The following is a 26,364-nucleotide window of genomic DNA, read 5'->3' as shown; positions in this document are numbered from 1 at the left end:
GGTCTCCGTAGGCGGTTATTTGGCTTTGTTCTGGGCAAACAGGGCGTCCAGTTTCTGCTCGAAGCTGTGGTAGTCGATGCGGTCGTACAGCTCGGCGCGGGTCTGCATGGTGTCGACCACGTTCTTCTGGGTGCCGTCGCGGCGGATCGCTTCGTACACGTTCTCGGCGGCCTTGTTCATGGCGCGGAAGGCCGACAGCGGGTACAGCACGATGTCGACGTCGGCGCCCTTCAGCTCTTCGACGGTGAACAGCGGGGTCGCGCCGAACTCGGTGATGTTGGCCAGGATCGGCACCTTGACCGCCTTCTTGAACCGGGCGTACATCTCGAGGCTGGTGATCGCTTCCGGGAAGATCATGTCGGCGCCGGCTTCGACGCAGGCGACGGCGCGTTCGACGGCCTTGTCCAGGCCCTCGACGGCCAGGGCGTCGGTGCGCGCCATGATCACGAAGTTGTCGTCGGTGCGGGCGTCGACGGCGGCCTTGATGCGGTCGACCATCTCGCCCTGGCTGACGATCTCCTTGCCCGGGCGGTGGCCGCAGCGCTTGGCGCCGACCTGGTCTTCGATGTGGCAGGCGCCGGCGCCGGCCTTGATCAGCGAGCGCACGGTGCGCGCCACGTTGAAGGCCGACGAGCCGAAGCCGGTATCGATGTCGACCAGCAGCGGCAGGTCGCACACGTCGGTGATACGGCGCACGTCGATCAGCACGTCTTCCAGGCCGGAGATGCCGAGGTCGGGCAGGCCCAGCGAGCCGGCCGCCACGCCGCCGCCCGACAGGTAGATCGCGCGATAGCCGGCGCGCTTGGCCAGCAGGGCGTGGTTGGCGTTGATCGCGCCGATCACCTGCAGCGGGTGTTCTTCCTGCACGGCCTGGCGGAATTTCGCGCCTGCGGAGAGTTGGCTCATGTCCTGTTACCTTTCAATGATGCGTTGACGGGAATATGGCGAGAAACAATGCAAACGGCGTGCCAGGCCGGAAAGCGGCGCCCTGCCCCATGTTTTCAAGGACTTGCGGCCGCCTCCGTCACGCAGGCCGGCACTGGCGCTTCAGGAATGTTTCATTGTGAAACATCGCGCTGCAACAGGCAAGCCATGACCCGTTCCACTCCTGCGCGGCGCGACGATCGCGCCGGACCTCATCGGCCGCCCTCCTCTCCATGAAAAAACCCGAAAGCCGGAGACCGGCTTTCGGGTTCAGTGTACAGCGGCGCAGGTTCAGTGTGCCGATGCGGCAGCAGCACCGATACCGGTCTCCGAACGCACTTCCTGCGCCTCGAAGCCGGCCTTGTCGATGGCCGCGCGCGGGCTCTTGTCGGTGACCGAGAACAGCCACACGCCGACGAAGCCGACGATCATCGAGAACAGGGCCGGCGAAGTGTACGGGAAGATCTCGGCCTTGTTGTGGAAGACGTCGACCCACACCGATTTCGACAGCACGGTCAGGATCACGGCGGTGGCCAGGCCCAGGAAGCCGCCGATGGTCGCGCCGCGGGTGGTGCACTTGCTCCACAGGACGGACATGAACAGCACCGGGAAGTTGGCCGAGGCCGCGATCGCGAAGGCCAGCGAGACCATGAAGGCCACGTTCACGGTTTCGAACACATAGCCCAGCGCCACGGCGATGATGCCGAGGACGATGGTGGTAATCTTCGACACGCGCAGTTCGCTGCCCGGGGCCGGCTGGCCCTTCTTGACCACGGTCGCATAGATGTCGTGCGAGACGGCCGAGGCGCCCGACAGGGTCAGGCCGGCCACCACCGCGAGGATGGTGGCGAAGGCCACGGCCGAGATGAAGCCGAGGAAGATATCGCCGCCGACCGCGCTGGCCAGGTGCACGGCCGCCATGTTGTTACCGCCGAGGAGCTTGCCGGCGGCGTCCTTGAAGGCCGGGTTGGTACCGACCAGCACGATCGCGCCGAAGCCGATGATGAAGGTCAGGATGTAGAAGTAGCCGATCCAGGTGGTGGCCCACAGCACCGACTTGCGCGCTTCCTTGGCGCTCGGGACGGTGAAGAAGCGCATCAGGATGTGCGGCAGCCCGGCGGTGCCGAACATCAGCGCCATGCCGAAGGAGATGCCGGAGATCGGGTCCTTGATGAAGTTACCCGGGCCCATGATCGAGATGCCCTTGCTGTGCACGTCGACGGCCTTGGCGAACAGCGCTTCCGGGCTGAAGTCGTACATGGCCAGCACCGAGAACGCCATGAAGGAGGCGCCCGCCAGCAGCATCACTGCCTTGATGATCTGCACCCAGGTGGTGGCGGTCATGCCGCCGAACAGCACGTAGACCATCATCAGCACGCCCACCAGCACCACGGCGACGCCGTAGTCCAGGCCGAACAGCAGCTTGATCAGCTGGCCGGCGCCGACCATTTGCGCGATCAGGTAGAACAGCACGGTCACCAGGGTGCCGGAGGCGGCGAACATGCGCACCGGCTTCTGGGCGAAGCGGTAGGCGGCGACGTCGGCGAAGGTGAAGCGGCCCAGGTTGCGCAGGCGCTCGGCCATCAGGAAGGTGATGACGGGCCAGCCGACCAGGAAGCCGATCGCGTAGATCAGGCCGTCGAAGCCATTGGCGAACACGGCGGCCGAAATGCCCAGGAAGGACGCGGCCGACATGAAGTCGCCGGCGATCGCCAGGCCGTTCTGGAAGCCGGTGATGCCGCCGCCGGCGGTGTAGAAGTCGGACGCCGAGCGGGTGCGCGCGGCGGCCCACTTGGTGATGAACAGGGTGAAGATGACGAAGGCCGCGAACATCGTGATCGCGGTCCAGTTGGTGGCCTGCTTGGTGGCCTGGCCCAGGTCGGGCGCGGCGATGGCGGCGTTGGCGGCGGCCAGCAAGGCCAGTGCGCAAGCGTGTCGGATCATGGCTTTCATGCGCGCACCTTTTGCTTGATCGGCGTGGCGCCGGAATCGCCGGCTGCGGCGTTGCGCTGGATCGCATCGGTCAGCGCGTCGAATTCGCTGTTGGCGCGGCGCACGTAGATGCCGGTCACGACCACCGTGAACAGGATCACGAACAGGCCCAGGGGCACGCCCCAGGACATCACGCCCGCGCCGATGCGGGCGCCCATGAATTCCTTGTCGAAGGCGTTCAGGCAGGTGAAGCCGTAATACACGATCATCACGGCCCAGGTCAGCATCCAGCCGTAGCGGGAGCGGGTCTTGACCAGCTTCTGGTAATTCGGGTCGCTCTTGACCCGTTGTACGACGTCTTGTTCCACTGTTTGTCTCCAATACTTTTAATGATGCCTTTTTGGTACAGGCTGGTAGCGATGCTATGAGGGTTGCCTTACCCAATTCTTACGACTGTTACGGAAATTAACGGTCAATACGATGTTTCACGCTGAAACGTCGGGTGCACATTGCGCTACACTTGCAACATGAGCCATCCCGCCCGCACGCCGCACGACAGCATCGACAAGCCCGTGATCTGGACCGTTTCGGTCTCGCGCCTGTCCGACCTGTTCCGTGACATCACCCTCGAATACGACCACCTGGCCCAGATCGAGCCGCTGCACCTGGGCTTCGACGAGGCCGCGCGCCACATCCGCGAACGCATGGCGACCGACCATTGCGACGTCGTGATCGCGGCCGGTTCCAACGCCGCTTATTTGAAGGGGCGCGTGTCGGTGCCGGTGGTGGTGGCGAAGGCCAGCGGCAGCGACGTGATGCAGGCGCTGGCGCGGGCGCGCCGCCTTTCTCCGCACATCGCGCTGATCAGCTACCAGCAGCCGATGCCGGAACTGGCCGACTTCAGCGCCACTTTCGGATTACCTATCGCCCAGCGCACCTACGTGACCGAGGAAGACGCGCGCGCCGCCATCGACGAACTGAAGGCGGCCGGGGTCGAGGTGATCGTCGGCGCCGGCCTGATTACCGACCTGGCCGAGGAGGCCGGCCTGAAGGCGGTGTTCGTGTATTCGGCCGCCTCGATCCGCCAGGCTTTCGACGACGCCCTCGAGATGGCGCGCCTGACCCGCCTGGAAGCCGGGCGCGGCCGGCGCGGCGCCCCGGACCCGCGCCGGGCGCGGCGCGGCCTGAACGACCTGCGCGGCGACTCCCCCGTCATGGAGAAGCTGCGCCAGACCGTGGTGCTGTATGCGCGCTCGAAGGCCACCGTCCTGGTCCAGGGCGAGACCGGCAGCGGCAAGGAGCTGGTGGCGCAGGCGATCCACCGCGAAGGCACGGGCCGCGCCGCCAACCGGCCCTTCGTCGCCGTCAACTGCGGCGCGATCGCCGAGTCGCTGCTGGAATCCGAACTGTTCGGCCACGAGGAAGGCGCGTTCACGGGCGCGCGCCGAGGCGGCCACGCCGGCCTGTTCGAAGCGGCCAACGGCGGCACCCTGTTCCTGGACGAGATCGGCGAGATGCCGCTCGCCCTGCAGACCCGGCTGCTGCGCGTGCTGGAAGAGCGCGAGGTGATGCGGGTCGGCGGCACGCGCCCGGTGCCGATCGACGTACGGGTGATCAGCGCCACCCACTGCGACCTCGACGCCCGCGTACGCGAAGGGCGCTTCCGGGCCGACCTGTTCTACCGCCTGGCGGTGCTGCGCCTGACCCTGCCGGGGCTGGCGCAGCGCCGCGCCGACATCCCCCAGCTGGCCGAATGGTCGCTGAAGAATGCGATGGCGGCGCTCGACGCCCGCCCGCATCCGAACCTGGCCGCCGAGATCGCGGCCTGCGCGCCGCTGCTGCAGGCCTACGCCTGGCCCGGCAACGTGCGCGAGCTGCGCAACCTGATGGAGCGGCTGGCGCTGTTCCTGGCCGCCGAACCGCTGCAGGCCCTGACCCCGGCCTTCCTGCTGGCGGTGGCGCCGGAGCTGGGCCGGGCCGCCCCTCCGCCCGCCTCCGCCCTGCCCGCTCCCGGCGTCCTATCGCCGCCGCCAGCATCGCCGCAGGCCAGCGTGGCCGAGGTGCTGGCCCGCTTCGGCGGCCAGCGCGAGGCCGCCGCCCGCCACCTGGGGATCAGCCGCACGACGCTGTGGCGCCGGCTGAAAGCAGGCGGCTGAGGGGGCACCCGGGCCTGCACCGAAACCGGCGACAGCCGGCCGCGTAAAGCCTTAATATTGCCCAAGCCGCGCGCCTTGACGCCGTCATAAGATCATCCTTTTATCGACGGCCCGGCGCCCGCCTTGCGCCCTATCGGAGGCAATATGAAACCTTCCCAGCCCGCACCACAGCCCGCATCTTCGGCTGCCCTGTTTTCGCTGATCGGCAACACCCCGCTGGTCGAGGTGACCCGGATGGATACCGGCCCCTGCCAGCTCTTCCTCAAGCTCGAATCCCAGAATCCCGGCGGCTCCATCAAGGACCGCATCGGCCGCGCCATGATCGAAGCGGCCGAGCAGGATGGCCGCCTGCAGCCCGGCGGCACGGTGGTCGAAGCCACCGCCGGCAACACCGGCCTGGGCCTGGCCCTGGTGGCGCGCATCAAGGGCTACCGCGTGGTGCTGGTGGTGCCGGACAAGATGGCGGCCGAGAAGGTGCTGCACCTGAAGGCCCTCGGCGCCGAGATCCACTTGACCCGCTCGGACGTCGGCAAGGGCCATCCCGAGTACTACCAGGACTATGCGGCGCGGCTGGCGCGCGAGATCCCGGGCGCCTGGTTCGCCGACCAGTTCAACAACCCGGCCAATCCGCATGCCCACGAGACCACCACCGGCCCCGAGATCTGGGAGCAGATGCAGCATGAAGTGGATGCGATCGTGGTCGGCGTCGGCTCGTCCGGCACCCTCACCGGCCTGTCGCGCTTTTTCGCGCGGGTGAAGCCGGAAGTGGAGTTCGTGCTGGCCGACCCGGTCGGCTCGATCCTGGCCGAGTACGTGAACACGGGGCGCGTATCCGCGGTGTCCGGTTCGTGGGCGGTCGAAGGCATCGGCGAGGATTTCATCCCGGCGATCGCCGACCTGTCGCGGGTGCGCCGCGCCTATTCGATCGGCGACGAGGAAAGCTTCAACACGGCGCGCGCCCTGCTGCGCCAGGAAGGCCTGCTGGCGGGCTCCTCGACCGGCACCCTGCTGGCCGCCGCCCTGCGCTACTGCCGCGAACAAACCACGCCGAAGCGCGTGGTCACCTTCGTGTGCGACACCGGCACGCGCTACTTGACGAAGGTGTACAGCGACGGCTGGATGGTCGACCAGGGCCTGCTGCACCGGCCCACCACGGGCGACCTGCGCGACCTGATCGGCCGCCGCTTCGACGACGGCGAAGTCGTCACCGTGTCCCCGACCGACACCCTGCTGGTCGCCTTCAACCGGATGAGGAGTGCGGACCTGGCCCAGCTGCCCGTCATCGACAGGGGCAAGCTGGTCGGCCTGATCGACGAATCCGACATCTTGCTGCACGTGACCAGCGAACGCGAACGCTTCCAGGCGCCGGTGTCCGGCACCATGACCTCCGAGCTGCAGACCCTGGCGCCGTCCGGGACCATGCAGCAGGTGCGCGAGATCCTCGACCGCGGCCTGACCGCCGTGATCGCGGAAGGCGACCATTTCTACGGCCTGATCACGCGCTTCGACCTCCTCAACCACCTGCGCAGGACGCTCACCTGAACATGAACATCGACGACAAGAAACACAACCTGGCCACCCGCGTCATCCACGGCGGCCAGCAGCCCGACCCCGCGACCGGCGCCGTGATGCCGCCCATTTACGCGACCTCGACCTTTGTCCAGGAAAGCCCGGGCGTGCACAAGGGCCTCGACTACGGCCGCTCGCACAACCCGACCCGCTGGGCGCTGGAGCGCTGCGTGGCCGACATCGAGAGCGGCAGCGCCGCCTTCGCCTTCGCATCCGGCCTGGCCGCCATCTCGGCGGTGCTGGAACTGCTGCCGGCCGGCTCGCACATCGTGGCCGGCGACGACATGTACGGCGGCACCTACCGCCTGTTCGAGCGCGTGCGCCGCCACAGCGCCGGCCATGAGTTCACCTACGTCGACCTGACCGACCCGCTGGCGCTGGCGAACGCGCTGCGTCCTGACACGAAGATGGTGTGGGTCGAGACCCCGACCAACCCGATGCTCAAGCTGGCCGACCTGCACGCCGTCGCCGCCCTGTGCCGCGAACGCGGCATCCTCAGCGTGTGCGACAACACCTTCGCCAGCCCGATCGTCCAGCGTCCGCTGGAGCACGGCATCGACATCGTGGTGCACTCGACCACCAAGTACATGAACGGTCACTCGGACGTGATCGGCGGGGTGGCGGTGATCGGCACGCAGTTGGGTGCCGATGGGCGCCACCAGTCGCTGCGCGAAAAGCTCGGCTTCATCCAGAACGCGGTCGGCGCGATCCAGGGACCGTTCGACAGCTTCCTGGTGCTCCGCGGGATCAAGACCCTGGCCCTGCGCGTCGAGCGCAGCTCGGCCAACGCGATGGAGCTGGCGCAGTGGCTGGAAAGCCAGCGCAAGGTCAGCCGCGTGTTCTACCCGGGCCTGGCCTCGCATCCCCAGCACGAGCTGGCGCGGCGCCAGATGCACGGCTACGGCGGCATCATCTCGATCGACCTCGACACCGACCTGGCCGGCGCGCGCCGCTTCCTGGAGCATTGTGAAGTCTTCACCCTGGCCGAGAGCCTGGGCGGCGTCGAGAGCCTGATCGAGCACCCGGCCATCATGACCCATGCCACCATCCCGCCCGAGCAGCGGGCCGTGCTCGGCATCGGCGACGGCCTGATCCGGCTGTCGGTCGGCATCGAACACGTCGACGACCAGCGCGCCGACCTGGCGCGGGCGCTGGCCGCGGTCTGAGCGCGGCCTGACACGGCCGGAGGCGCCGCGGCGGTCCGGCTCAGGCGTGGGCCGGCGCCGGCAGCGCCGTCCGGACTGCGGTCCCTGCCGTCACCGCGTCGACCCTGAAGGTGGCGACGACCCCGGTCAGCCGTTCGGCCTGGGCGCGCATGGTTTCGGCACTGGCCGCGGCCTGTTCGACCATCGCCGCGTTCTGCTGGGTCGCCTGGTCCATTTCCGCGATCGCGCGGCGCACCTGGGCGATGCCTTCGGCCTGTTCCGAGCTGGCGCTGTCGATCGCGGCCAGCAGGTCGGCCACCTGCTGCACCCGGTCGAGGATCTGGCGCATGGTGCCGCCGGCCGCGCTGGCGATGCCGGCGCCCGATTCGATGGCGCCGTTCGATTCCGCGATCAGGGTCTTGATTTCCTTGGCCGCCGCGGCCGAATGCTGGGCCAGGCTGCGCACTTCGTTCGCCACCACGGCAAAGCCGCGTCCTTCGGCGCCGGCGCGCGCCGCTTCCACCGCGGCGTTCAGGGCCAGGATATTCGTCTGGAAGGCGATGCCGTCGATCATGGCAGTGATGTCGCCGATCTTCGCGGCCGACAGGCGGATCGTCTCCATCCGCTCGACCATCTGGCCGACCGCGTTCGCGCCTTCCCTGGCGACGCCGGACGCCGCCAGCGCAAGCTGGTTGGCGTCGTGGGCGTTCACGTGGTTCTGCTGCACCGCCTCGGTCAGTTCCACCATCGAACGCACGGTCGCGTGCAGGCTGCCGGCCTGGTGTTCGGTGCGGCGCGACAGGTCGCGATTGCCGGCGGCGATCTCGGCCGAGGCGTGGTCGATCATGCGCGCGCTGTCGAGCACCTTCACCACGGTGGCGGACACGCCGCCCGTCATGTGGTTCAGGGCGTCGAACAGGCGGCCGATCTCGTCGCCGCGCGCGTGCGCGATGCTGGCGCTGAGGTCGCCCTGCGCGACCCGTTCGGCCAGCCGCACCGCGTCCTGCAGCGGGGCGACGATGCTGCGCGTGAGCAGCCAGCCGGCGGCGCAGCCGAGCAGCAGCGCGGCCGCGCCGGCGACGAGCAGCAAGGCGCGGCTGGCCACCGACGCGTCGGCCGAGGCGGCGGCGATGTCGTGGGCCTGGCGGGCTTGGGACGCCAGCAGCGCTTCCAGGGCGCGCGTGTAGGCATCGAAGGAGGCGGCCAGTCCGGTGCCCGCCAGTTGCTCGACCTCCTGGGTCTTGCCCAGGTCCTTGGCCTGGAACACCTGCGCGCGCACTTTCAGCCAAGCGACCTTGCGCCGGGCGGCTTCCAGGGCAAGCGCGTGATCCGCCGGGTTCGACGCCAGGGCGCCGAGGCGCGCTTCGAGCGCGGCGGCGTCCTTCTCGCCTTGCGCGAGCTGGGCCTGGAAATAATCGCCCAGCTCCAGGCTGTCGCTGCGCGCGATCGAGACGGTGCGCACGCCGTTCAGGCGCGCCAGGCCGAGCAGTTCGGAAGTGAGCTGCTGCCGCGCCAGCTTGTTGTCGACCAGGTCGCGCGTGATGGCGTCGGCGGCCTGCATGCGCCACAGGGCGATGCCGGCGATCAGGACGATGGAGAGGGAAACCACGGCAAACGCGCCGAAGATCTTGGTGCCGGTCTGGAGCCTGGAGAGTCGCATGGGGCCTGTACTGGGTTGGGTTGCAACCCAGTATAGGTTGGCATTGTGACAAGCCGATGACAGGTGCCGGAGGCCGCGGCCGGGCGAAAAAAAACCCCGCACGAAGCGGGGTTCCGTTGCCGGCGCGGGCCGGCGGCGTCGATTACTCGATCTCGACAGTCTCGACCGGCTCCGGCGGCGGCGGGACGTCGCCTTCCGGGAACTCGAGGAACACATCGTCCTTCTCGTTCAGGTCCACCGTCACGCGTCCGCCGTTGACCAGGCGGCCGAACAGCAGCTCGTCGGCCAGCGCCTTGCGGATCATGTCCTGGATCAGGCGCGACATCGGACGTGCACCCATCAGCGGGTCGAAACCCTTCTTCGCGAGATACTTGCGCAGTTTCTCGGTAAAGATCGCTTCCACCTTCTTCTCGTGCAGCTGTTCTTCCAGCTGCATCAGGAACTTGTCCACGACGCGCAGGATGATTTCCTCGTCCAGCGCGCGGAAGCTGATGATCGCATCCAGGCGGTTGCGGAACTCCGGCGTGAACATGCGCTTGATGTCGGCCATCTCGTCGCCCTGCGCCTTCGAATCCACGAAGCCCACCGAACGCTTGGTCAGGCTTTCGGCGCCCGCATTCGTGGTCATGATGATGATCACGTTGCGGAAGTCCGCCTTGCGGCCGTTGTTGTCGGTCAGCGTGCCATGGTCCATCACCTGCAGCAGGATGTTGAAGATGTCCGGATGGGCCTTCTCGATCTCGTCCAGCAGCAGCACCGCGTGCGGCTTCTTGGTGATGGCCTCGGTCAGCAGGCCGCCCTGGTCGAAGCCGACGTAGCCCGGAGGCGCACCGATCAGGCGCGACACCGCATGGCGTTCCATGTACTCCGACATGTCGAAGCGCACCAGCTCGATGCCGAGGATGAAGGCCAGCTGCTTGGCCACCTCGGTCTTGCCGACGCCGGTCGGACCGGAGAACAGGAAGGAGCCGATCGGCTTGTCCTGCTTGCCCAGGCCGGCGCGCGCCATCTTGATCGCGGAGGCCAGCGCGTCGATCGCCGGGTCTTGCCCGAACACGACGTTGCGCAGGTCGCGGTCGATGGTCTGCAGCTTGCTGCGGTCGTCCTGGTTGACGGTCTGCGGTGGAATCCGCGCGATCTTCGCGATGATGTCCTCGATCTCGGTCTTGCCGATGGTCTTCTTCTGCTTCGACTTCGGCAGGATGCGCTGGGCCGCGCCCGCTTCGTCGATCACGTCGATCGCCTTGTCCGGCAGGTGACGGTCATTGATGAAACGCGCCGCCAGTTCGGCCGCGGTGGAGAGCGCCGACGACGAGTACTTCACGCCGTGGTGTTCTTCGAAGCGCGACTTCAGGCCGCGCAGGATCTGCACGGTCTGCTCGACCGACGGCTCGTTGACGTCGACCTTCTGGAAGCGGCGGCTCAGTGCGTGGTCCTTCTCGAACACGCCGCGGAATTCCGTGAACGTGGTCGCGCCGATGCACTTGAGCTGGCCGTTCGCCAGGGCCGGCTTCAGCAGGTTCGAGGCGTCGAGCGTACCGCCCGAGGCCGAACCGGCGCCGATGATCGTGTGGATCTCGTCGATGAACAGGATGCCGTTCGGGGTGTCCTTCAGCTGCTTCAGCACCGCTTTCAGACGCTGCTCGAAGTCGCCGCGGTACTTGGTGCCGGCCAGCAGCGCGCCCATGTCCAGCGAATACACGACGGCATTCTGCAGGATCTCCGGGACGTCTTCCTGGACGATGCGCCATGCCAGGCCTTCGGCGATCGCGGTCTTGCCCACGCCGGCCTCGCCCACCAGCAGCGGGTTGTTCTTGCGGCGGCGGCACAGGATCTGGATCACGCGGTCCACTTCCTCCTCGCGGCCGATCAGCGGATCGATGCGACCATCGGCGGCAGCCTTGTTCAGGTTCTGGGTGAACTGGTCCAGCGGGCTTTCCTTGGTCTGGCCTTCGACCTGCGCTTCTTCCACGCCTTCCGACGCCTTCTGGCTGTCGATCTGCTGGTCCTTGCGCACGCCGTGCGAGATGAAATTGACCACGTCCAGGCGGGTCACGCCCTGCTGGTGCAGGTAGTAGACGGCGTGCGAGTCCTTCTCGCCGAAGATCGCCACCAGCACGTTGGCGCCGGTCACTTCCTTCTTGCCGTTGGACGCCGACTGCACGTGCATGATCGCCCGCTGGATCACGCGCTGGAAACCAAGGGTCGGCTGGGTGTCGACCTCGCCCGTGCCCGGCACGGTCGGGGTGTTGTCGCCGATGAAATTCGTCAAGGTCTTGCGCAGATCTTCAATGTTCACCGCGCACGCACGCAGGACTTCAGCGGCCGAAGGATTGTCGAGCAGCGCCAGCAGCAAATGCTCGACCGTGATGAACTCGTGCCGAGCCTGCCGCGCTTCGACAAAGGCCATATGTAAAGAGACTTCCAATTCCTGCGCAATCATACTTCCTCCATCACGCACTGCAGGGGGTGACCTGCCTTACGCGCATGCGTTAATACAAACTCCACTTTGGTACACGCTATATCTTTGGAAAACACGCCGCACACCCCTTTACCATGGCGATGTACGGAAAGCATGATCTGCGTCGCCGTCTCGCGATCCTTGTTGAAGTACTCCTGGATGATGGCGACCACGAACTCCATCGGCGTGTAGTCGTCATTCAGCAGCGCCACCTGATACAGGGGGGGTGGCTTTACGGTCTGCCGCTCCAGCAGCTGTTCGGTATCGTGCTTGGTTGCCATAAGAGTATTCTAAGATGCTTTCGCCGTTCGTGCGTACGTTAACAATCAGGGACAATCAAGGGACGCCCATGTGCTTTCCATCTTACGCGTTTTCCCAACTGCGCGCAGATGGCGGCCCGATTGCGAAAATCAAGAGCTTGTTGCAAAGCACCTGTGATGTTTTTTACAACACGCTCTCAAAACCGCTTGACTTACAAGATTATTGCACCAACAATGCAAACATTGACATGTACTTATGTACTTGTTGATAAGAAGTGAGCAGGCTGAGGAGGGGGCAAGAAGCTTCTTGCTTTTATGGCTCGTGTGATTAGTTTTTATTTGAAAGTTTTTTATGGCAACTGGTACTGTTAAATGGTTCAATGATTCCAAAGGCTTTGGCTTCATCACTCCTGATGACGGCGGCGAGGATCTGTTCGCGCACTTCTCCGCAATCAATATGGCCGGTTTCAAGACCCTCAAAGAAGGTCAGAAAGTCCAATTCGAAGTCACGCAAGGCCCTAAAGGCAAGCAAGCTTCCAACATCCAGGGCGTGTAATCCACCCTCGGAAGCAAAAGCCCCGCTGCGGCGGGGCTTTTTTTTGTTCTGGCGCAAGACCTCAGCCTCTGCGCCATGCGCGCGGCATGCGCCGCCCGCCCCGCCTGTCTCTATATATATATGTATCAGGCGTCCATGTTCTCGATCATGACCTCGCCGAAGCCCGAGCACGACACCTGGGTCGCACCCTCCATCAGGCGCGCGAAGTCGTAGGTCACGCGTTTCGAGGTGATCGCCTTCTCCATCGAGCTGATGAGCAGGTCGGCTGCTTCGATCCAGCCCATGTGGCGCAGCATCATCTCGGCCGACAGGATCAGCGAACCCGGGTTCACATAATCCTTGCCGGCGTACTTGGGCGCGGTGCCGTGGGTGGCCTCGAACATCGCCACCGAATCCGACATGTTCGCGCCCGGCGCGATGCCGATGCCGCCGACCTGGGCCGCCAGCGCGTCCGAGATATAGTCGCCGTTCAGGTTCAGGGTCGCGATCACGCTGTACTCGGCCGGGCGCAGCAGGATCTGCTGCAGGAAGGCGTCGGCGATCGAATCCTTGACCACGATGTCGCGGCCGGTCTTGGGATTCCTGAACTTGCACCACGGGCCGCCATCGACCAGCTCGGCGCCGAACTCGCGCTGCGCCAGCGCATAGCCCCAGTCGCGGAAACCGCCTTCCGTGTACTTCATGATATTGCCCTTGTGGACCAGGGTCACCGAAGGCTTGTCGTTGTCGATCGCATACTGGATCGCCTTGCGCACCAGACGCTCGGTGCCTTCGCGCGAGACCGGCTTGACGCCGATGCCCGAGGTCTCCGGAAAGCGGATCTTCTTCACGCCCATCTCCTTCACCAGGAAGTCGATGATCTTCTTTGCGCCGTCCGACTCGGCGGCCCATTCGATGCCGGCGTAGATGTCTTCCGAGTTCTCGCGGAAGATCACCATGTCGGTCTTCTGCGGCTCCTTCAGCGGCGAGGGCACGCCGGCGAAATAGCGCACCGGGCGCAGGCAGACGTACAGGTCGAGTTCCTGGCGCAGCGCCACGTTCAGCGAACGGATCCCGCCGCCGACCGGGGTCGTCAGCGGCCCCTTGATCGAGACCACATATTCGCGCACCGCGTCGAGCGTCTCCGGCGGCAGCCAGACGTCGGGGCCGTAGACCCGGGTCGACTTCTCGCCGGCGAAGATCTCCATCCAGCTGATCTTGCGCTTGCCGCCATAGGCCTTGGCCACCGCGGCATCGACCACCTTGAGCATCACCGGGGTGATGTCCACGCCCGTGCCGTCGCCCTCGATATAGGGGATGATCGGCTGGTCCGGCACGTTCAGCGAATAGTCGGGCCTGACGGTGATCTTCTGACCTTCGGTCGGTACGTTGATATGTTGGTACATCGTGTTCTCCGAATTGGACGCACTGAGCTGCGATAATCACAATATTGATGACAACAGCTATTTTGCTCCAAAATCCCCTTTTATGTCCCTCATCTTGTTCAACAAGCCATTCCAGGTCCTCTGCCAGTTCAGCGCCGAGCCCGGCCGCGCCTCGCTCGCTGACTACATCGACATCCCGAACATCTATCCGGCCGGCCGCCTGGACGCCGACAGCGAAGGCCTGATGCTGCTCACCGACGACGGCCGCCTGCAGCACCGCATCGCCCATCCGGACCAGAAGGAAGCGAAGACCTATATCGTGCAGGTGGAGGGCGCGGCCGACGCGGCCGCCCTCGCCCGCCTGCAGGCGCCGCTCGACCTGGGCGACTTCGTCACCAGGCCCTGCCGCGCGGTGCAGATCGCGGAACCCGAATGGCTGTGGCCGCGCAACCCGCCGATCCGGGTGCGCCAGGACAAGCCGACCAGCTGGATCGCCATCACGCTCGAGGAGGGAAAAAACCGCCAGGTGCGCCGCATGACGGCAGCGGTCGGGCTGCCGACCCTGCGCCTGGTGCGCACCAGCATCGGCCCGTTTTCACTGGCCAGCCATCCGCTGATGCCGGGCGAATGGATGGAAGTGCCGGCCGAGGCCGTCGGCGCCGGGAAGGCCAGGAAAGGCTGAGGCGTTTGTTTTGCGTCAATCAGAAACGCTCATCCGGCAATGCATCCTGCCGTTAACGAGCCAGATCCGCGTCCGTGGATCGACTTCTTAACGAAAAGGAACCCGACATGTCCAAACTCATCGCTGGTCTGGTAGCTTCGCTGTTCGCCGTCTCCGTCTTCGCCGCCACCCCGGCGGCTACGCCCGCTGCCGCACCGGCTGCCGCCGCGACCGAACCGGCCGCCGCCGCGCCGAAGAAAGCCAGGAAGATGAAGAAAGCCAAGAAGGCCGCGGCCGCCGAAGCCGCGCCAGCCGCCGACCCGGCCACGAAGTAAGCGCCTGCATGGACAAAAGAAGGCAGGCTGCGGCCTGCCTTCTTGTTATCGAAAACCCATTGCCAAAAACCGGGGTCAGACTCCGATTTTAGGAAATTGCCCAAATTCGGAGTCTGACCCCGGTTTTGGGAAATTGGCCAACGAAAAAACCCGCCAGGACCGTAGTCGGGCGGGTCTTTCATCCTGCAGAACCTGCGCGGCAGGGGCCGCGCCGATGGTGTCGCTTAGGCCGACAGGGCCTTGATAGCGGCAGCCAGGCGGCTCTTGTGGCGAGCGGCCTTGTTCTTGTGGATGATTTTCTTGTCAGCGATGCTGTCGATGGTCGACACGGATTGCTGGAAGATGGTGGTCGCAGCGGCCTTGTCGCCAGCCTGGATGGCTTTCTTGACAGCCTTGATCGCGGTGCGCAGGGTCGAGCGCTGAGCCGAGTTGTGAGCGTTTTGCTTAACTGCTTGACGAGCGCGCTTGCGCGCCTGTGCGGTATTTGCCATGGAAATTCCTAATCGGTGTAAGTTGCGTCCGCAAACACCTCAAACGATTAGTGTCTGCCAACAGAATTCAATACAGCCCTCGATTATAGCGAAGGTTTCATCGCAGGGCAATTCCAAATTCATACCCGCGTCCGGTTTGCCCCGTAAAAAGCGACGCACGCAAGTTTCCGCAGGCTATTGCCCAGCTATAATCGCGGGCTATGAACCTACTTCGAACCCTGGCAGCCATCTCGAGCATGACGATGGTTTCCCGCATCACCGGCCTGCTGCGCGAGACCCTGTTTGCCCGCGCCTTCGGCGCCAACGAATTCACCGACGCCTTCAACATCGCCTTCCGCCTCCCCAATCTGCTGCGCAGGCTGTTCGGCGAAGGCGCGTTCTCGCAGGCCTTCGTGCCCATCCTGGCCGAATACAAGACGCAGAAGGGCGACGCCGCCACCCGCACCCTGATCGACCACGTCGCCAATTCGCTGGTCTGGGCGACCCTGCTCATCAGCGTGCTCGGGATCGTCGGCGCACCGCTGATCCTGATGGCCATCGCCAGCGGCCTGAAAGGCCACGCCTTCGATGCCGGCGTGGTGATGACGCGCCTGATGTTCCCCTACATCCTGTGCATGTCCTTCGTGGTGATGGCCGGGGCCGTACTCAACACCTGGCGCGAGTTCAAGATTCCCGCCTTCACGCCGGTGCTGTGGAACCTGTCGTCGATCTTCTTCTCGCTGTTCATGGTGAAGTACTTCGAGGTGCCGATCTATTCGATGGCGGTGGCCGTGATGGTCGGCGGCGTGCTGCAGATCGCGATCCAGGTCCCGGCCCTGAAGCGCATCGGCATGCTGCCGCGCCTGTCGCTCAATCCCCTCGCCGGCCTGAAGGACCCCGGCGTGCGCCGCATCCTCAAGAAGATGGGGCCGGCGGTGTTCGCCGTCTCCGCAGCCCAGATCAGCCTGCTCATCAACACCAACATCGCCTCCAACCTGGGACGCGGCGCCGTCTCCGTGCTGCAGTATGCCGACCGCCTGATGGAATTCCCGACCGGCATGCTGGGCGTGGCGCTGGGCACCATCCTGCTGCCCAGCCTGTCCAAGGCGAACGCCGACGGCGATACGGTCGAATACTCGGCCCTGCTCGACTGGGGCCTGCGCCTGACCCTGCTGCTGGCCCTGCCGGCCGCGGTCGGCCTGGCGGCGCTGGCGGAACCGCTGATCGCCGCCCTCTTCAACTACGGCGAATTCAAGGCCGCCAACGTGAGCGCCGCCACCGCGCCGCTGATGGCCTACGCCGCCGGCCTGCTGGGCATCATCCTGGTCAAGATCCTGGCCCCGGCCTTCTATGCGCGCCAGGACATCCGCACCCCGGTGCGCATCGCCATCGGCGTGCTGATCGCGACCCAGCTGATGAATCTCGTGTTCGTGCCCCTGCTGGGCGTGGCCGGGCTGGCGCTGTCGATCGGCATGGGCGCCTGCATCAACGCAGTGTTCCTGTACACCGGCCTGCGCCGGCGCCGCATCTACACGCCGCATGCCGGCTGGCTCGCGTTCTCGGTCAAGGTGGTGGTGGCGGTGGTCCTGATGGGCCTGGCCGCCTGGTCCAGCCAGACGCAGTTCGACTGGACCGCGCTGCGCGCCCATCCGGTCCTGCGCCTGGGCGCACTGCTGCTGGTCATCGGCATCAGCGCCGCCGTCTACTTCGCCGTGCTGTTCGCGCTGGGCTTCCGTCCGCGCGACTTCACGCGCCGCGCCAAGTGACACGCCCAGCGAAGGCGTCGAAGGCCGGGTAGCGCACTATCCGCCGCGGCGCGCGTCCCGGCCCCGCTCCTTCTCGTCCTTCTCCTCGTCGCCCTCCTTGTCGTCGCCTGAGCCGGACGCTTCCGATGACGGCGGCTCCTGCGGTTCCGGCGCCGCCGCGGGCTCGGGCGGCGCCGGGGCGGGCGCGGGCGGCTCGGCCGGCGACGGGCGGGCATTGCCCGCATTGCCGCGGTCCGGGAACAACGAAGGCTGGGCCCCGGCCGGATTCTGCGCCGCCGCGGGACTGGCGGCGGGGACGATCTGCGCGGGCGGATTCGGTTGCCCCAGCCGCCCCTGCGCCACGCCCTGCCCCGTGACCGCAAACTTCCATTCCGACAGGTGTTCGCGGTTCTCGAAATTCTGGAAGCGTCCGTCGAAGTTGGCCTGCTTCAGCGGCTTCGCCTCGGACAGGCTGTACACGGCCAGCACGCCGCTGCCGCCGAAACCATCGATGCCACTCCCCTTGTTCAGCCAGACGATGCCCCATTCGGCCTTGCCGGTGATCGGGTCGACGAAGATCTTGCGCAGGTGCCGGCGGGTGCCGGGGACGCGCGGGTCCTTCAGCAGCGCTTCCAGCGAAGGCGGCTGCGGCAACTGGCCGCGCGGGGTCGCTTCCGCATAGCTGGTGAGCGCGGCGCTGAAGGCGGCGCCGATTTCCAGCAGCTCCTGCTCGGCCGCGGCGCGCCGCAGCAGGGCGTCGGCCTTCAGGGTGGCCGCGCCCACCAGGCCGATGATCGTGACCAGCACGATCAGGCCGACATAAGTAAAGCCGGCCTCGCGGCGTGGAACGGCAGCTACCATTCCGAATACGGCTTGCCGTTGCGCCCCTTGCCCTCGGCGCCGCTGTGGATGTCGTAGACGTTGCCGCGCGCCGGATCCTCGGGCGGCACGACGACCCAGCCGGCGTCGCTGTCGAGCACCGGATCGAAGGGCAGGCGCGGCAGGTATTTTTTCTCGACCAGCTGGTCGAGCGAGTCCGGATAGCGCCCGGTGTCGGCATAGAACTGGTCGATCACGGCGCGCGTGGTGCGCAGGTTCTCGGCCAGGATCGTCTCCCTGGTCTTGTCCACGCTCGGGAAGAAGCGCGGCACGGCCAGGGTCAGCAGCAGGGCCACGATGCCCAGCACCACCAGCAGTTCGATCAGGGTGAATCCGCTGTTGCGCCTCATGCTCTCACCATCTGCTGTACGGAATGCCGTTCAGGCCCACCCGGCCGGACAGCGAATACACGTCGTACACATCGTCGCCCTCCTTCGGCTCGCTCGCCTCGCTGGCGTAGCTGCGCTTGCCCCAGGTCTGGGCATCGTCCAGCGCGGCGTCGGCGCCGAAGGGGTCGCGCGGCAGGCGGCGCAGGAAGCGGATCTTCGCCTTCTTCGGGCTGCGCAGGTCGACCACGCCGTCCACCAGCAGCTCCAGTTTCGGCGGATAGCCGGTGGCGCCGGCCGACTTCGCGATGCGGCCCTCGTCGCTGGCTTTCTTGTAGGCGTCGATGGCCTGGCGGATCTCGCGCAGCGCCAGGCGCAGGTCCTGCTCGTGGCGGCGCTGCACGGCCATGCTGGCGGCTGGCACCACCATGGTCCCGAGCAGGGCCAGGATGGCGAGCGTGACCAGCAGCTCGATCAGCGTGAAGCCGCGCGCGCGACGCATCATCGCTGGGCCGGAATCGGCGTCACGTCGGGCCGGGGAAGCGGCACGGCCTGCACGCCCTGCACGGGCGGCTGCGCGGTGGCCGGGCTGGGCGCCGGCGCGGCCTGCGCACCGCCCATGTTGACGCTGGTGGCCGGAACCATCGCGGGCTGCGCCGGCGGCGGCGCTGCCGGCGCAGGCACCGGCACCGGCGGCGGCGCCAGCTGGATCGGGGCGCGCGGCGCCTCGTCCGGACGGCGCCGGAAGCTGGCTTCGGTGCCGGCGTTGAACTCGGCGGCGTTGGCGGCCGGGCGCTGGATGTTGCGCACCAGGTGGGGCGTGATCGACAGCACCACCTCGGTCTTGTCGCGGGTGTCCTGGCGGCTGCCGAACAGGCGCCCGACCAGCGGCACGTCGCCCAGGCCCGGCAGGTGGCTGGCGCTGCTGCGCTCGTCGTTCTTGATCAGGCCCGCCAGCACCTGGTTCTCGCCATCCTTCAGCTGCAGCATGGTGGCGGCCGAGCGCGTGCCGATGCGGTAGGCGGTGGTGCCGCTCTTGGTCTCGATGGTGTCGACCAGGGTGCTGGCCTCGAGCGAGATGCGGATGCCGATCTCGTTGTTCAGGTAGATGGTCGGCTCGACGTTCAGGGTCAGGCCGACGTCGACGTAGTTCACCGACTCCGAGGCGAAGCCGCCCACGCCCGAGGAGATGGTGGTGGTGATGGTCGGCAGCTTGTCGCCGATGACGACCTTGGCCTTTTCCTTGTTGCGCACGCGGATGCGCGGCGCGGCCAGGGTGTTGGCGTCGCCGTCGGTCTTCCTGGCGGTGATCGTCGCCGAAACCCCGGACACGCCGGTGTTGTAGGAGTTCAGTCCGCGCAGCTGGGCGATGGTGAGCGGCCCGGAAGCGGCGGTCGTGATCGGCGCGAAGGACAGCGAAGTCGGCAAGTCGACCCCCAGGTCGAGCAGGCGGTTGCGCTGCACTTCCAGGACTTCGACGTCGAGCACCACTTCCGGCTCCGGCACGTCCTGCAGCTGCACCAGCTGGGTGGCCAGCCTGACCGCTTCCGGGCTGTCGCGCAGGATCACCAGGTTGAGCTTCTCGTCGACCACCACGTCGCGCGACTTGAGGATGGTCTTGAGGGTGTTGGCGATGCTCTTCGCCTCCGCGTTCGCCAGGAAGAAGGTCTTGACCGTCATCTCCTGGTATTCCTTCTGCTTGGCAGCCACGTTCGGGTAGATCAGGATGGTGTTGCCGTCCATGACCTGGCGCTCGAGCTGGTTGGTCATCAGGAGATAGTAGACCGCCGATTCGACCGTGCTGTTCTTCAGGAAGATGGAGGCGCGCAGGTCGGTCTTGACGTCCTTGTCGAACAGGAAGTTGAGGCCGGAGTGGCGCGAAATGACTTCGAAGATCTGCTTGATCGGCGCGTCGCGGAATTCCAGGCTGATCGGCTTGCGGAACGACGCGGCCAGCGCCGCCTGGGCCGGCGCCGCCGCCCCCTGCTCGTTGACCTCGGCCAGCAGCAGGCGCGCCGGCTCGTGGCTCGGGCGCTCGCTCAGGATCGCGCCCAGCTTCTGGCGCGCGATGTCATGGTCCTTGCGTTCGAAGGCGGCGCGCGCCTCCTCCAGCAGCACGGCATGGCGGTGGTCGGCCTCGACCTGGCGCAGGCCGGCGCGCGCGCGGTCGTTGACCGGATCGATGGCCAGCACCCGCTGGTAATCCTGCAGGGCCAGCTGCGCCTTGCCGTCGGCGATCTCGCGGTCGGCCTGGGTCAGCAAGCGGTTGGTGAGGCCATCGCGCGCGCGCAGGTACGCCGTCTTGTAGGCGGCGTTCGCCGGATCGGCGGCCACCGCTTGCTGGTACTTCACCAGGCTGGCCTCGACCTGGTCCTGGGCCACCAGCGCATTGCCCTCGCGGTAGGCCATTTGACCGGCGCAACCGGACAGCAGCAGGGTGAGCGCCAGCGGAATGGCCAGCATGGATGACAGGCGACGCATCAGTCGAACACTCCAATATTGAGCTGCTGAACCTGGTTCAGCGGCAGGTAGGTCAGGGTCAGGATCGGCGGCGCGATGGCGTCGACGCGGTAAGTGCCGTCGATCACGGCCTTGTCGCGCACGACGTAGGTGCGGTCGCCGCGGGCCAGGTAGACTTCCCAGGCGCCGTCGGCCACCGATTTGCCGATGACGGTAAATGGTAAAGGCGGGGCGCTCGGCGGCGGTGGCGGCGGCGCCGGTGGCGGCGGGGGCGGCGGCGGCGTCCAGTCCTGGCGCCCGAACACCCCATGTTCGCCCTGCCGGAACTGGGCGTCGCCGTCGCCGATCAGGGCTTCGCGCGGCACCAGGGCCAGGATCGTCGTTCCGCCGGCGGCATTGGCGGCGCCTGCGGCCGCTGCGCGCCCGACGGCGGCGGCGGCTGCGGCCGCGGTGGCGTCCGCAGTGGCGGCCGCGGCGGATACGGACGGCACCGGGCGCGGCGCGGGCGTGCGCTCCACCGCTTCGGCGATCTCGCCGCCGGGCGACCTGTCGCCAAAGATGGCCAGCAGCGCGGCGCCCGTCAGCGCGGCCCCCAGCACGAGGTGGCGCGGCTTCATCGCTCGCCTCCGGGGACGTCCTTCAAATACAAGGTAAAGCGCAGCCGCGCCTCCACCGTCGGGTCGCCGATGGTGTCGCGGCGGAAGCCGATGTCATCCAGCGAAGCGAAGGGGATCGCGCGCAGCGCGCCGAAGGCGAACTGCCAGATCGCGCCGTAGCTGCCCTTCACCGGCAGGTTGACCTGGTAGGTATGAACGCGCGCGTTGCGGTCGTAGCCGGTCTTGTATTCGCCCTGGCTCAGCGACAGCCCGTTCTTCGCCGCCAGCGCGAACAGGGTCTTGACCTGCTGTTCGGCGTAGCGGCGCGGGCCGAGCGCTGCGTAGAAGGCGTCCAGGCGGTCGGGCGGCGGCGCATCCGGCACGGCCGGCGCCGCCGGGATGGCGGGCGCCGGCGACGGCACCGCCGCGCGCCGCGCCGCGGCCAGCTTCAGCGCGTCGCGCTCGGCGTCCAGTTGCGTGGCCGTGTGCACGGTCCAGGCCAGCGCGGCGAGGCAGGCCAGCAATGCCAGACCGGCTCCCGCCAGCAGCGGGTTGGCGCGCAGTGCCAGTTGCAGGCGCAACAGCTTCATTCGCCCCCCCTCCACTGCGCATCGAGCTGGAAGCGGATCGGCCGGTTCGGGTCCTGTTCGTTGATCTCGTGGCGGGCAAGCACGACGGCGCTGAACCACTCGACCTTCTGCAGCTGCTCGACGTAGGCGATCATGTCGTCGCTGCTCCTGGCCTCGGCGGTGATGCGGACCAGATTCTTCTTCGCGTCCGGCTCCAGCGCCAGCAGCGCGATATTGGCCGGGGTGCCCGCCTGCACCGCGTCGTGCAGGGCGCGCCACGGCAGGTTCAGCTGCAACACCGCGGCGTTCACGGCCGCCGCCTGGGCTTCCGGCACGCGCGCACGCGCGGCCACGGCCGCGGGCGCGGGCGCCTGCGTGCGCGCCTGCGACTGCGCGCGCAGCAGGTCGATCTCGCGCTGCGTCCGTCCGAGCGCGGTCCAGGCGAATGCCAGCGCCATCGCCGTCATGGCCAGCACCCACACCATGGCCCAGGCCTGGCGCGGGGTCCGGAACACGGCGCGCGCCAGGCTGGGCGGCGCGAAATCGATGGCCACCCGCTTCATGGCGCCCTCCCCGTCATGGCCAGCCGCGCGCAGTCCGGCCACAGCGGATCCAGCTCGTCTTCGAACAGCGTGCAGGCGAATTTCAATCTTCCGGCGCTGCTGGCCCAGGCTTTCGGCGCCGGGCCGCTCACCTGCAGGCGTTCCGGACGGCCCAGGCCCACGCGCAAGGCTTCGCGCGCGACGTGGCCTTCCAGCCAGTCGCGGTCGGCGCCTTCCGGAATCGGCGCGGTGCGCACCGCGGCCAGGCGGTCGCCATCGAAGGCGGCCACGCTCAGGACCCCGCCGTGCACCAGCCCGAACCAGGCGCCGGGCCGGCGCAGCGCGCGGTGCTGGTTCAGCGCGGCGACGAATTGCGGCGCCACCTCGACCAGGCGGAAGCCCTGCCCCGCCGCGGCCTGCCGCAGGCGTTCCAGCAGGGCCTGGGGCATGGCGGCCGCCAGGAAGGGTTGCGTCGCGTTCCAGTCGGCGCGGATCAGCCAGCCCGACGGGCTGGCGCCGAACAGCGCCTGGTAGCGCAGCGCGCTGGCCGCTTCCAGGTCGGCGATGCGGGCCGCGCCGGGCGGCGGCGTCACCTGCCACAGGCGCACCAGTTCATCGGACAGCACCACCCGCAAGGGCCAGCCGGCGCTCCTGTGTTCGGCCAGCAGCGCCTCCAGTTCGCGCCCGATGGCATCGATGCCCATGGCGGCGAAGCGCACCTGCCCGAGCAGGCGCGCGCGTTCGTGCGGCCAGATGCTGGTGCGTACCAGCGCCAGGCCGTCGGGGGCGACACCGAGGCGCAGCGACTGTCCCAGCAGGGGCCTGATCCATCTACGCATGCAGGGTCACCCGTTTGATTTCTTCGATGGTGGTGGCGCCGCGCTTCACCAGGTCGAGCGCCGCCATGCGCAGGCTGCGGGTGCCGTTGGCGGCGGCGGCAGCCTTGATGCGGCGGATCGGCTGCTTGTCGACGATCAGTTCGCGGATCTCGTCGTTCAGGGTCAGGATCTCGGCGATCGAACGGCGGCCCTTGTAGCCGGTGCCGCGGCAGTCGCCGCAGCCCTTGCCGCGCATGAACAGGTAGTCCGCCGTTTCCGCGCGCGCCAGGTGGGCCGACGCCAGCTCCGCTTCATCCGGCGTGTAGGGCGCGGCGCAGTGCGGGCAGTTCATGCGGATCAGGCGCTGGGCCCAGATCCCGTTCAGCGCCGAGACGAAGGCATACGGGTCGATGCCCATGTGGGTGAAGCGGCCGAACACGTCGAACACATTGTTGGCGTGGACCGTTGTTAAAACCAGGTGCCCGGTCAGCGCCGACTGCACCGCGATCTCGGCGGTCTCGCGGTCGCGGATCTCGCCAACCATGATCTTGTCCGGGTCGTGGCGCAGGATCGAGCGCAGTCCCTTCGCGAAGGTCAGGCCCTTCTTCTCGTTGACCGGGATCTGGAGAATCCCGGGCAGCTGGTATTCGACCGGATCCTCGATGGTGATGATCTTCTCGCGCCCGTTGTGGATCTCGGTGAGCGCGGCGTACAGCGTGGTGGTCTTGCCGGAGCCGGTCGGCCCGGTCACCAGCAGCATGCCGTAGGCTTCCTGGGCCAGCGAGCGCAGGGTCGCCAGCGAGGGCGCGTCGAAGCCCAGCGCTTCCAGGGTCAGCGCGCCGTAGGACTCGATCATGGCGCGCTTGTCGAGGATACGGATGACCGCATCCTCGCCGTGGATGCTCGGCATGATGGACACACGCAGGTCGATCTCGCGGCCGCCGGATTCGACCCGGAAGCTGCCGTCCTGCGGAATGCGGCGCTCGGCGATGTCGAGTTCGGCCAGCACTTTCAGGCGCGAGATGATGTGCTCGGCCAGCTCGATGCCGCCGACCGAGGCCGCGTGATCGAGCACGCCGTCGACGCGGTATTTCACGGCCAGGCCGCCGGCCGTGCTCTCCAGGTGGATGTCGGAGGCGCCCGCCTTCAGCGCATCGTACAGCGTGGAGTTGACCAGCTTGACGGCCGGACTGGCGCCTTCCGAGACCGAGGCGAAGGACAGCACCGATGCGGTCCTGCCGTCGCGCCGCGGATCGAGCCCGGAAGCGCCGCTGTCGCCGACCAGGCTGTCGACCGCGCGCGCCGATTCCTCCTGCTTGCCCAGGTAAGCCTGGATGTCGCCGGCCAGCGCCAGGCGCAGGTGCAGCGGGCGCGCCGCCGTGCAGCCGGCCTGCGCCGCCAGCCAGGTCTGCAGATCGAGGTCGAACGGGTCGGCGATCACGCCGGTCAGCAGTCCCTGCGCGTCCCTCAGCAGCACGCAGTGGCGCGCCAGGGCCAGCGCCAGCGGCAGCAGGTCGAAGGCCGGCTGCTGGCCGAACATCTCGGCCGTCTCCATCACCGTCAGGCCGAAGGGCTCGGCCAGCAGGCGCACGATCTGGCGCGGCTCCTGGCCCGACAGGGCCTGCAGCTCCTCGACCAGCGAGCGCTGCGACTGGCGGCTCTGCGCGCGCGCCCTGGCCAGCAGGGTGGCGTCGAAAGCGGTCACCGGCTGCGCGTTCACGACATGTCTCCGGCCAGGTCGAAGATCGGCATGTACAGCAGCACCACGATGGCGCCGACCACCAGGCCGATGGCGGCCATCAGCAGCGGCTCGAAGGTGCGCGTGAAGCGGTCGATCCAGCGCCCGATCTCGCCGTCGTAGAAGGCGGCCGAGCGGGTCAGCATCGGCCCCATCTCGCCGGTGCGCTCGCCCACGCGCAGCATGCGCAGCGAGATCGGCGTGGTCAGGCCGTTGGCTTCGAAGGCGTCGGACAGCGGGCGCCCGGATTCGATCCCGGCCTTGGCCGCGCGCAGGCCGGCGGCGATGCCGGGCGAGACCATGCCCTGCACCGTCTCGATGGCGTTGACCAGGGTGATCCCGCCCTCGTTGAGCATGCCCAGGGTCAGGTACAGGCGCGACAATTCATACACGCGGGCGCGCTCGCCGATGCCGGGCAGTTTCGCCAGCAGGCGTGCCGCCCCGCCCTGGCGCAGCACGCGGCGGATGCCCCAGCCCGCCAGTGCGATGAGCGCGGCGAAGGACAGCAGCAGGCCGCCGGCGTGGCGCCCGGCGAACTGGCCCCACTCGAGCATCAGGCGCGACATCCACGGCAGGTTGCGCCCGGCCCCTTGATACACCTCGGCGAAGCGCGGCACCACATAGGACATCAGGAAGACCGAGACGCCGCCGCCGACCACCAGCAGGATCGCCGGGTAGATCGAGGCGCTGACGATTTTCGAACGCACCGCGTCGATGCGCTGCTGGTATTCGATATAGCGTTCGAGCGCGCGCGGCAGGTCGCTGGTGCCCTCGGCGGCGCGCACGATGCCGACGTACAGCGGCGGGAACAGGGCCGGCTGCTCGGCCAGCACGCCCGACAGGCGCTTGCCCTCGCGCAGGCCGCCCAGCAGGCGTTCCAGCACGGCGCGGGTGGCCGGGCTGGCTTCCTTTTCGAGCAGGGCCTCCAGGCCTTCGACGATGCCCAGGCCGGCGGTGAGCAGGGCCAGCAGCTCCTGGCTGAACAGCACCAGCGACAGCTTGCCGGCGCGCCTGCTGGGCAATCCGGCGCCGCGCACCGGCTCGACCACGCTGACGTACAGGCCGCGCGCCTCGACCTGGCGCCGCGCGTCCGCCTCATCCGAAGCATCGACCACCACGCTGGCGATGGTCATGTCGGGAGCGAGGGTGCGAACCGCGAACTGCATGGAAGCCGGATGAGAGGAAAGAAGAAGTACTT

General features: G+C 67.4%; 25 protein-coding genes. 7 read left to right on the top strand and 18 right to left on the bottom strand.

Going from position 1 to position 26,364, the window contains the following annotated elements:
* Positions 1-15: 15 nt before the first annotated feature.
* The 3 genes from prpB to AC3A6M_RS17515 all read right to left on the bottom strand — a co-directional run bounded on the left by prpB (position 16) and on the right by AC3A6M_RS17515 (position 3,224).
* Positions 16-906 carry a methylisocitrate lyase gene (gene prpB, locus AC3A6M_RS17525; protein ID WP_487854000.1) on the bottom strand — a complete coding sequence of 297 codons (891 nt, stop codon included), beginning with the start codon at positions 904-906 and terminating at the stop codon, positions 16-18.
* Positions 907-1,215: 309 nt separating this feature from the next.
* Positions 1,216-2,868, bottom strand: a complete 1,653-nt coding sequence (locus AC3A6M_RS17520) for a cation acetate symporter (RefSeq protein ID WP_487853999.1) — start codon at positions 2,866-2,868, stop codon at positions 1,216-1,218.
* 5 nt (positions 2,869-2,873) lie between these two features.
* The gene (locus AC3A6M_RS17515) at positions 2,874-3,224 is read right to left on the bottom strand and encodes a DUF485 domain-containing protein (protein WP_487853998.1); all 351 of its coding nucleotides are present in this window, start codon (positions 3,222-3,224) and stop codon (positions 2,874-2,876) included.
* 159 nt (positions 3,225-3,383) lie between these two features.
* On the opposite strand from AC3A6M_RS17515, the gene prpR reads away from it, so the two are divergent.
* The 3 genes from prpR (at position 3,384) to AC3A6M_RS17500 (ending at position 7,747) form a co-directional block, all read left to right on the top strand.
* A complete protein-coding gene (prpR, locus tag AC3A6M_RS17510) occupies positions 3,384-5,012 on the top strand; it encodes a propionate catabolism operon regulatory protein PrpR (RefSeq protein WP_487853997.1) in 1,629 nt (542 codons plus the stop codon).
* 144 nt (positions 5,013-5,156) lie between these two features.
* Positions 5,157-6,554, top strand: coding sequence for a pyridoxal-phosphate dependent enzyme (locus AC3A6M_RS17505; RefSeq protein WP_487853996.1), 1,398 nt, complete (start codon positions 5,157-5,159; stop codon positions 6,552-6,554).
* 2 nt (positions 6,555-6,556) lie between these two features.
* A complete protein-coding gene (locus AC3A6M_RS17500; protein ID WP_487853995.1) occupies positions 6,557-7,747 on the top strand; it encodes a trans-sulfuration enzyme family protein in 1,191 nt (396 codons plus the stop codon).
* Positions 7,748-7,787: 40 nt separating this feature from the next.
* On the opposite strand, the gene AC3A6M_RS17495 is transcribed toward AC3A6M_RS17500, so the two are convergent.
* From AC3A6M_RS17495 to clpS, 3 genes are all read right to left on the bottom strand, one after another.
* Positions 7,788-9,386 carry a methyl-accepting chemotaxis protein gene (locus AC3A6M_RS17495; protein WP_487853994.1) on the bottom strand — a complete coding sequence of 533 codons (1,599 nt, stop codon included), beginning with the start codon at positions 9,384-9,386 and terminating at the stop codon, positions 7,788-7,790.
* Between the two features lie 142 nt (positions 9,387-9,528).
* Positions 9,529-11,829 (bottom strand): ATP-dependent Clp protease ATP-binding subunit ClpA, encoded by a 2,301-nt coding sequence (clpA, locus tag AC3A6M_RS17490; RefSeq protein ID WP_487853993.1) that lies wholly within the window; start codon positions 11,827-11,829, stop codon positions 9,529-9,531.
* On the bottom strand, positions 11,826-12,128 hold the full coding sequence (gene clpS, locus AC3A6M_RS17485; RefSeq protein WP_027864722.1) for an ATP-dependent Clp protease adapter ClpS: 303 nt from the start codon (positions 12,126-12,128) through the stop codon (positions 11,826-11,828). Before clpS ends, clpA begins: the two co-directional genes overlap by 4 nt.
* A 331-nt stretch (positions 12,129-12,459) precedes the next feature.
* On the opposite strand from clpS, the gene AC3A6M_RS17480 reads away from it, so the two are divergent.
* Complete coding sequence (locus AC3A6M_RS17480; RefSeq protein ID WP_060566744.1) at positions 12,460-12,663, top strand: cold-shock protein; 204 nt, start codon at positions 12,460-12,462, stop codon at positions 12,661-12,663.
* A gap of 125 nt (positions 12,664-12,788) precedes the next feature.
* On the opposite strand, the gene icd is transcribed toward AC3A6M_RS17480, so the two are convergent.
* Entirely contained in the window at positions 12,789-14,048 is a 1,260-nt protein-coding gene (gene icd, locus AC3A6M_RS17475) for an NADP-dependent isocitrate dehydrogenase (RefSeq protein ID WP_487853992.1), read from the bottom strand.
* 82 nt (positions 14,049-14,130) lie between these two features.
* Here icd and AC3A6M_RS17470 point away from each other — a divergent pair, with 82 nt between their 5' ends.
* Both AC3A6M_RS17470 and AC3A6M_RS17465 read left to right on the top strand, forming a co-directional pair.
* Positions 14,131-14,709: a pseudouridine synthase gene (locus tag AC3A6M_RS17470; RefSeq protein WP_487853991.1), complete on the top strand. Its 579-nt coding sequence runs from the start codon at positions 14,131-14,133 to the stop codon at positions 14,707-14,709.
* A 107-nt stretch (positions 14,710-14,816) separates the two neighbouring features.
* The gene (locus AC3A6M_RS17465; RefSeq protein WP_487853990.1) at positions 14,817-15,023 is read left to right on the top strand and encodes a hypothetical protein; all 207 of its coding nucleotides are present in this window, start codon (positions 14,817-14,819) and stop codon (positions 15,021-15,023) included.
* 224 nt (positions 15,024-15,247) lie between these two features.
* Here the strand turns inward: AC3A6M_RS17465 and rpsT are convergent, their stop codons facing one another.
* Positions 15,248-15,514: a 30S ribosomal protein S20 gene (rpsT, locus tag AC3A6M_RS17460; RefSeq protein ID WP_047823157.1), complete on the bottom strand. Its 267-nt coding sequence runs from the start codon at positions 15,512-15,514 to the stop codon at positions 15,248-15,250.
* A 200-nt stretch (positions 15,515-15,714) separates the two neighbouring features.
* Here rpsT and murJ point away from each other — a divergent pair, with 200 nt between their 5' ends.
* Complete coding sequence (murJ, locus tag AC3A6M_RS17455; protein WP_487853989.1) at positions 15,715-17,259, top strand: murein biosynthesis integral membrane protein MurJ; 1,545 nt, start codon at positions 15,715-15,717, stop codon at positions 17,257-17,259.
* A 36-nt stretch (positions 17,260-17,295) separates the two neighbouring features.
* Here murJ and AC3A6M_RS17450 read toward each other — a convergent pair whose 3' ends face one another.
* From AC3A6M_RS17450 to AC3A6M_RS17405, 10 genes are read right to left on the bottom strand one after another with little or no spacing between them, the layout of a single operon-like run.
* A complete protein-coding gene (locus tag AC3A6M_RS17450; RefSeq protein ID WP_487853988.1) occupies positions 17,296-18,099 on the bottom strand; it encodes a type II secretion system protein in 804 nt (267 codons plus the stop codon).
* Positions 18,093-18,467 carry a type II secretion system protein gene (locus AC3A6M_RS17445; RefSeq protein ID WP_487853987.1) on the bottom strand — a complete coding sequence of 125 codons (375 nt, stop codon included), beginning with the start codon at positions 18,465-18,467 and terminating at the stop codon, positions 18,093-18,095. Before AC3A6M_RS17445 ends, AC3A6M_RS17450 begins: the two co-directional genes overlap by 7 nt.
* 4 nt (positions 18,468-18,471) lie before the next feature.
* Entirely contained in the window at positions 18,472-18,948 is a 477-nt protein-coding gene (locus AC3A6M_RS17440; protein WP_487853986.1) for a type II secretion system protein, read from the bottom strand.
* A complete protein-coding gene (locus tag AC3A6M_RS17435; protein WP_487853985.1) occupies positions 18,945-20,924 on the bottom strand; it encodes a secretin N-terminal domain-containing protein in 1,980 nt (659 codons plus the stop codon). The genes AC3A6M_RS17440 and AC3A6M_RS17435 overlap by 4 nt, the downstream gene beginning before the upstream one ends.
* Positions 20,924-21,520 (bottom strand): hypothetical protein, encoded by a 597-nt coding sequence (locus tag AC3A6M_RS17430; protein ID WP_487853984.1) that lies wholly within the window; start codon positions 21,518-21,520, stop codon positions 20,924-20,926. The genes AC3A6M_RS17435 and AC3A6M_RS17430 overlap by 1 nt, the downstream gene beginning before the upstream one ends.
* Positions 21,517-22,089, bottom strand: coding sequence for a hypothetical protein (locus tag AC3A6M_RS17425; protein WP_487853983.1), 573 nt, complete (start codon positions 22,087-22,089; stop codon positions 21,517-21,519). Before AC3A6M_RS17425 ends, AC3A6M_RS17430 begins: the two co-directional genes overlap by 4 nt.
* On the bottom strand, positions 22,086-22,631 hold the full coding sequence (locus tag AC3A6M_RS17420) for a PilN domain-containing protein (RefSeq protein ID WP_487853982.1): 546 nt from the start codon (positions 22,629-22,631) through the stop codon (positions 22,086-22,088). Before AC3A6M_RS17420 ends, AC3A6M_RS17425 begins: the two co-directional genes overlap by 4 nt.
* Positions 22,628-23,449 carry a hypothetical protein gene (locus AC3A6M_RS17415; protein WP_487853981.1) on the bottom strand — a complete coding sequence of 274 codons (822 nt, stop codon included), beginning with the start codon at positions 23,447-23,449 and terminating at the stop codon, positions 22,628-22,630. Before AC3A6M_RS17415 ends, AC3A6M_RS17420 begins: the two co-directional genes overlap by 4 nt.
* Positions 23,442-25,148: a GspE/PulE family protein gene (locus tag AC3A6M_RS17410; RefSeq protein ID WP_487853980.1), complete on the bottom strand. Its 1,707-nt coding sequence runs from the start codon at positions 25,146-25,148 to the stop codon at positions 23,442-23,444. The genes AC3A6M_RS17415 and AC3A6M_RS17410 overlap by 8 nt, the downstream gene beginning before the upstream one ends.
* The gene (locus AC3A6M_RS17405) at positions 25,145-26,332 is read right to left on the bottom strand and encodes a type II secretion system F family protein (protein WP_487853979.1); all 1,188 of its coding nucleotides are present in this window, start codon (positions 26,330-26,332) and stop codon (positions 25,145-25,147) included. Before AC3A6M_RS17405 ends, AC3A6M_RS17410 begins: the two co-directional genes overlap by 4 nt.
* Between the last annotated feature and the right edge of the window lie 32 nt (positions 26,333-26,364).

This window comes from Telluria sp. Soil_C_11, assembly GCF_057657395.1.
This window is presented reverse-complemented; position numbering and strand designations above follow the sequence as displayed.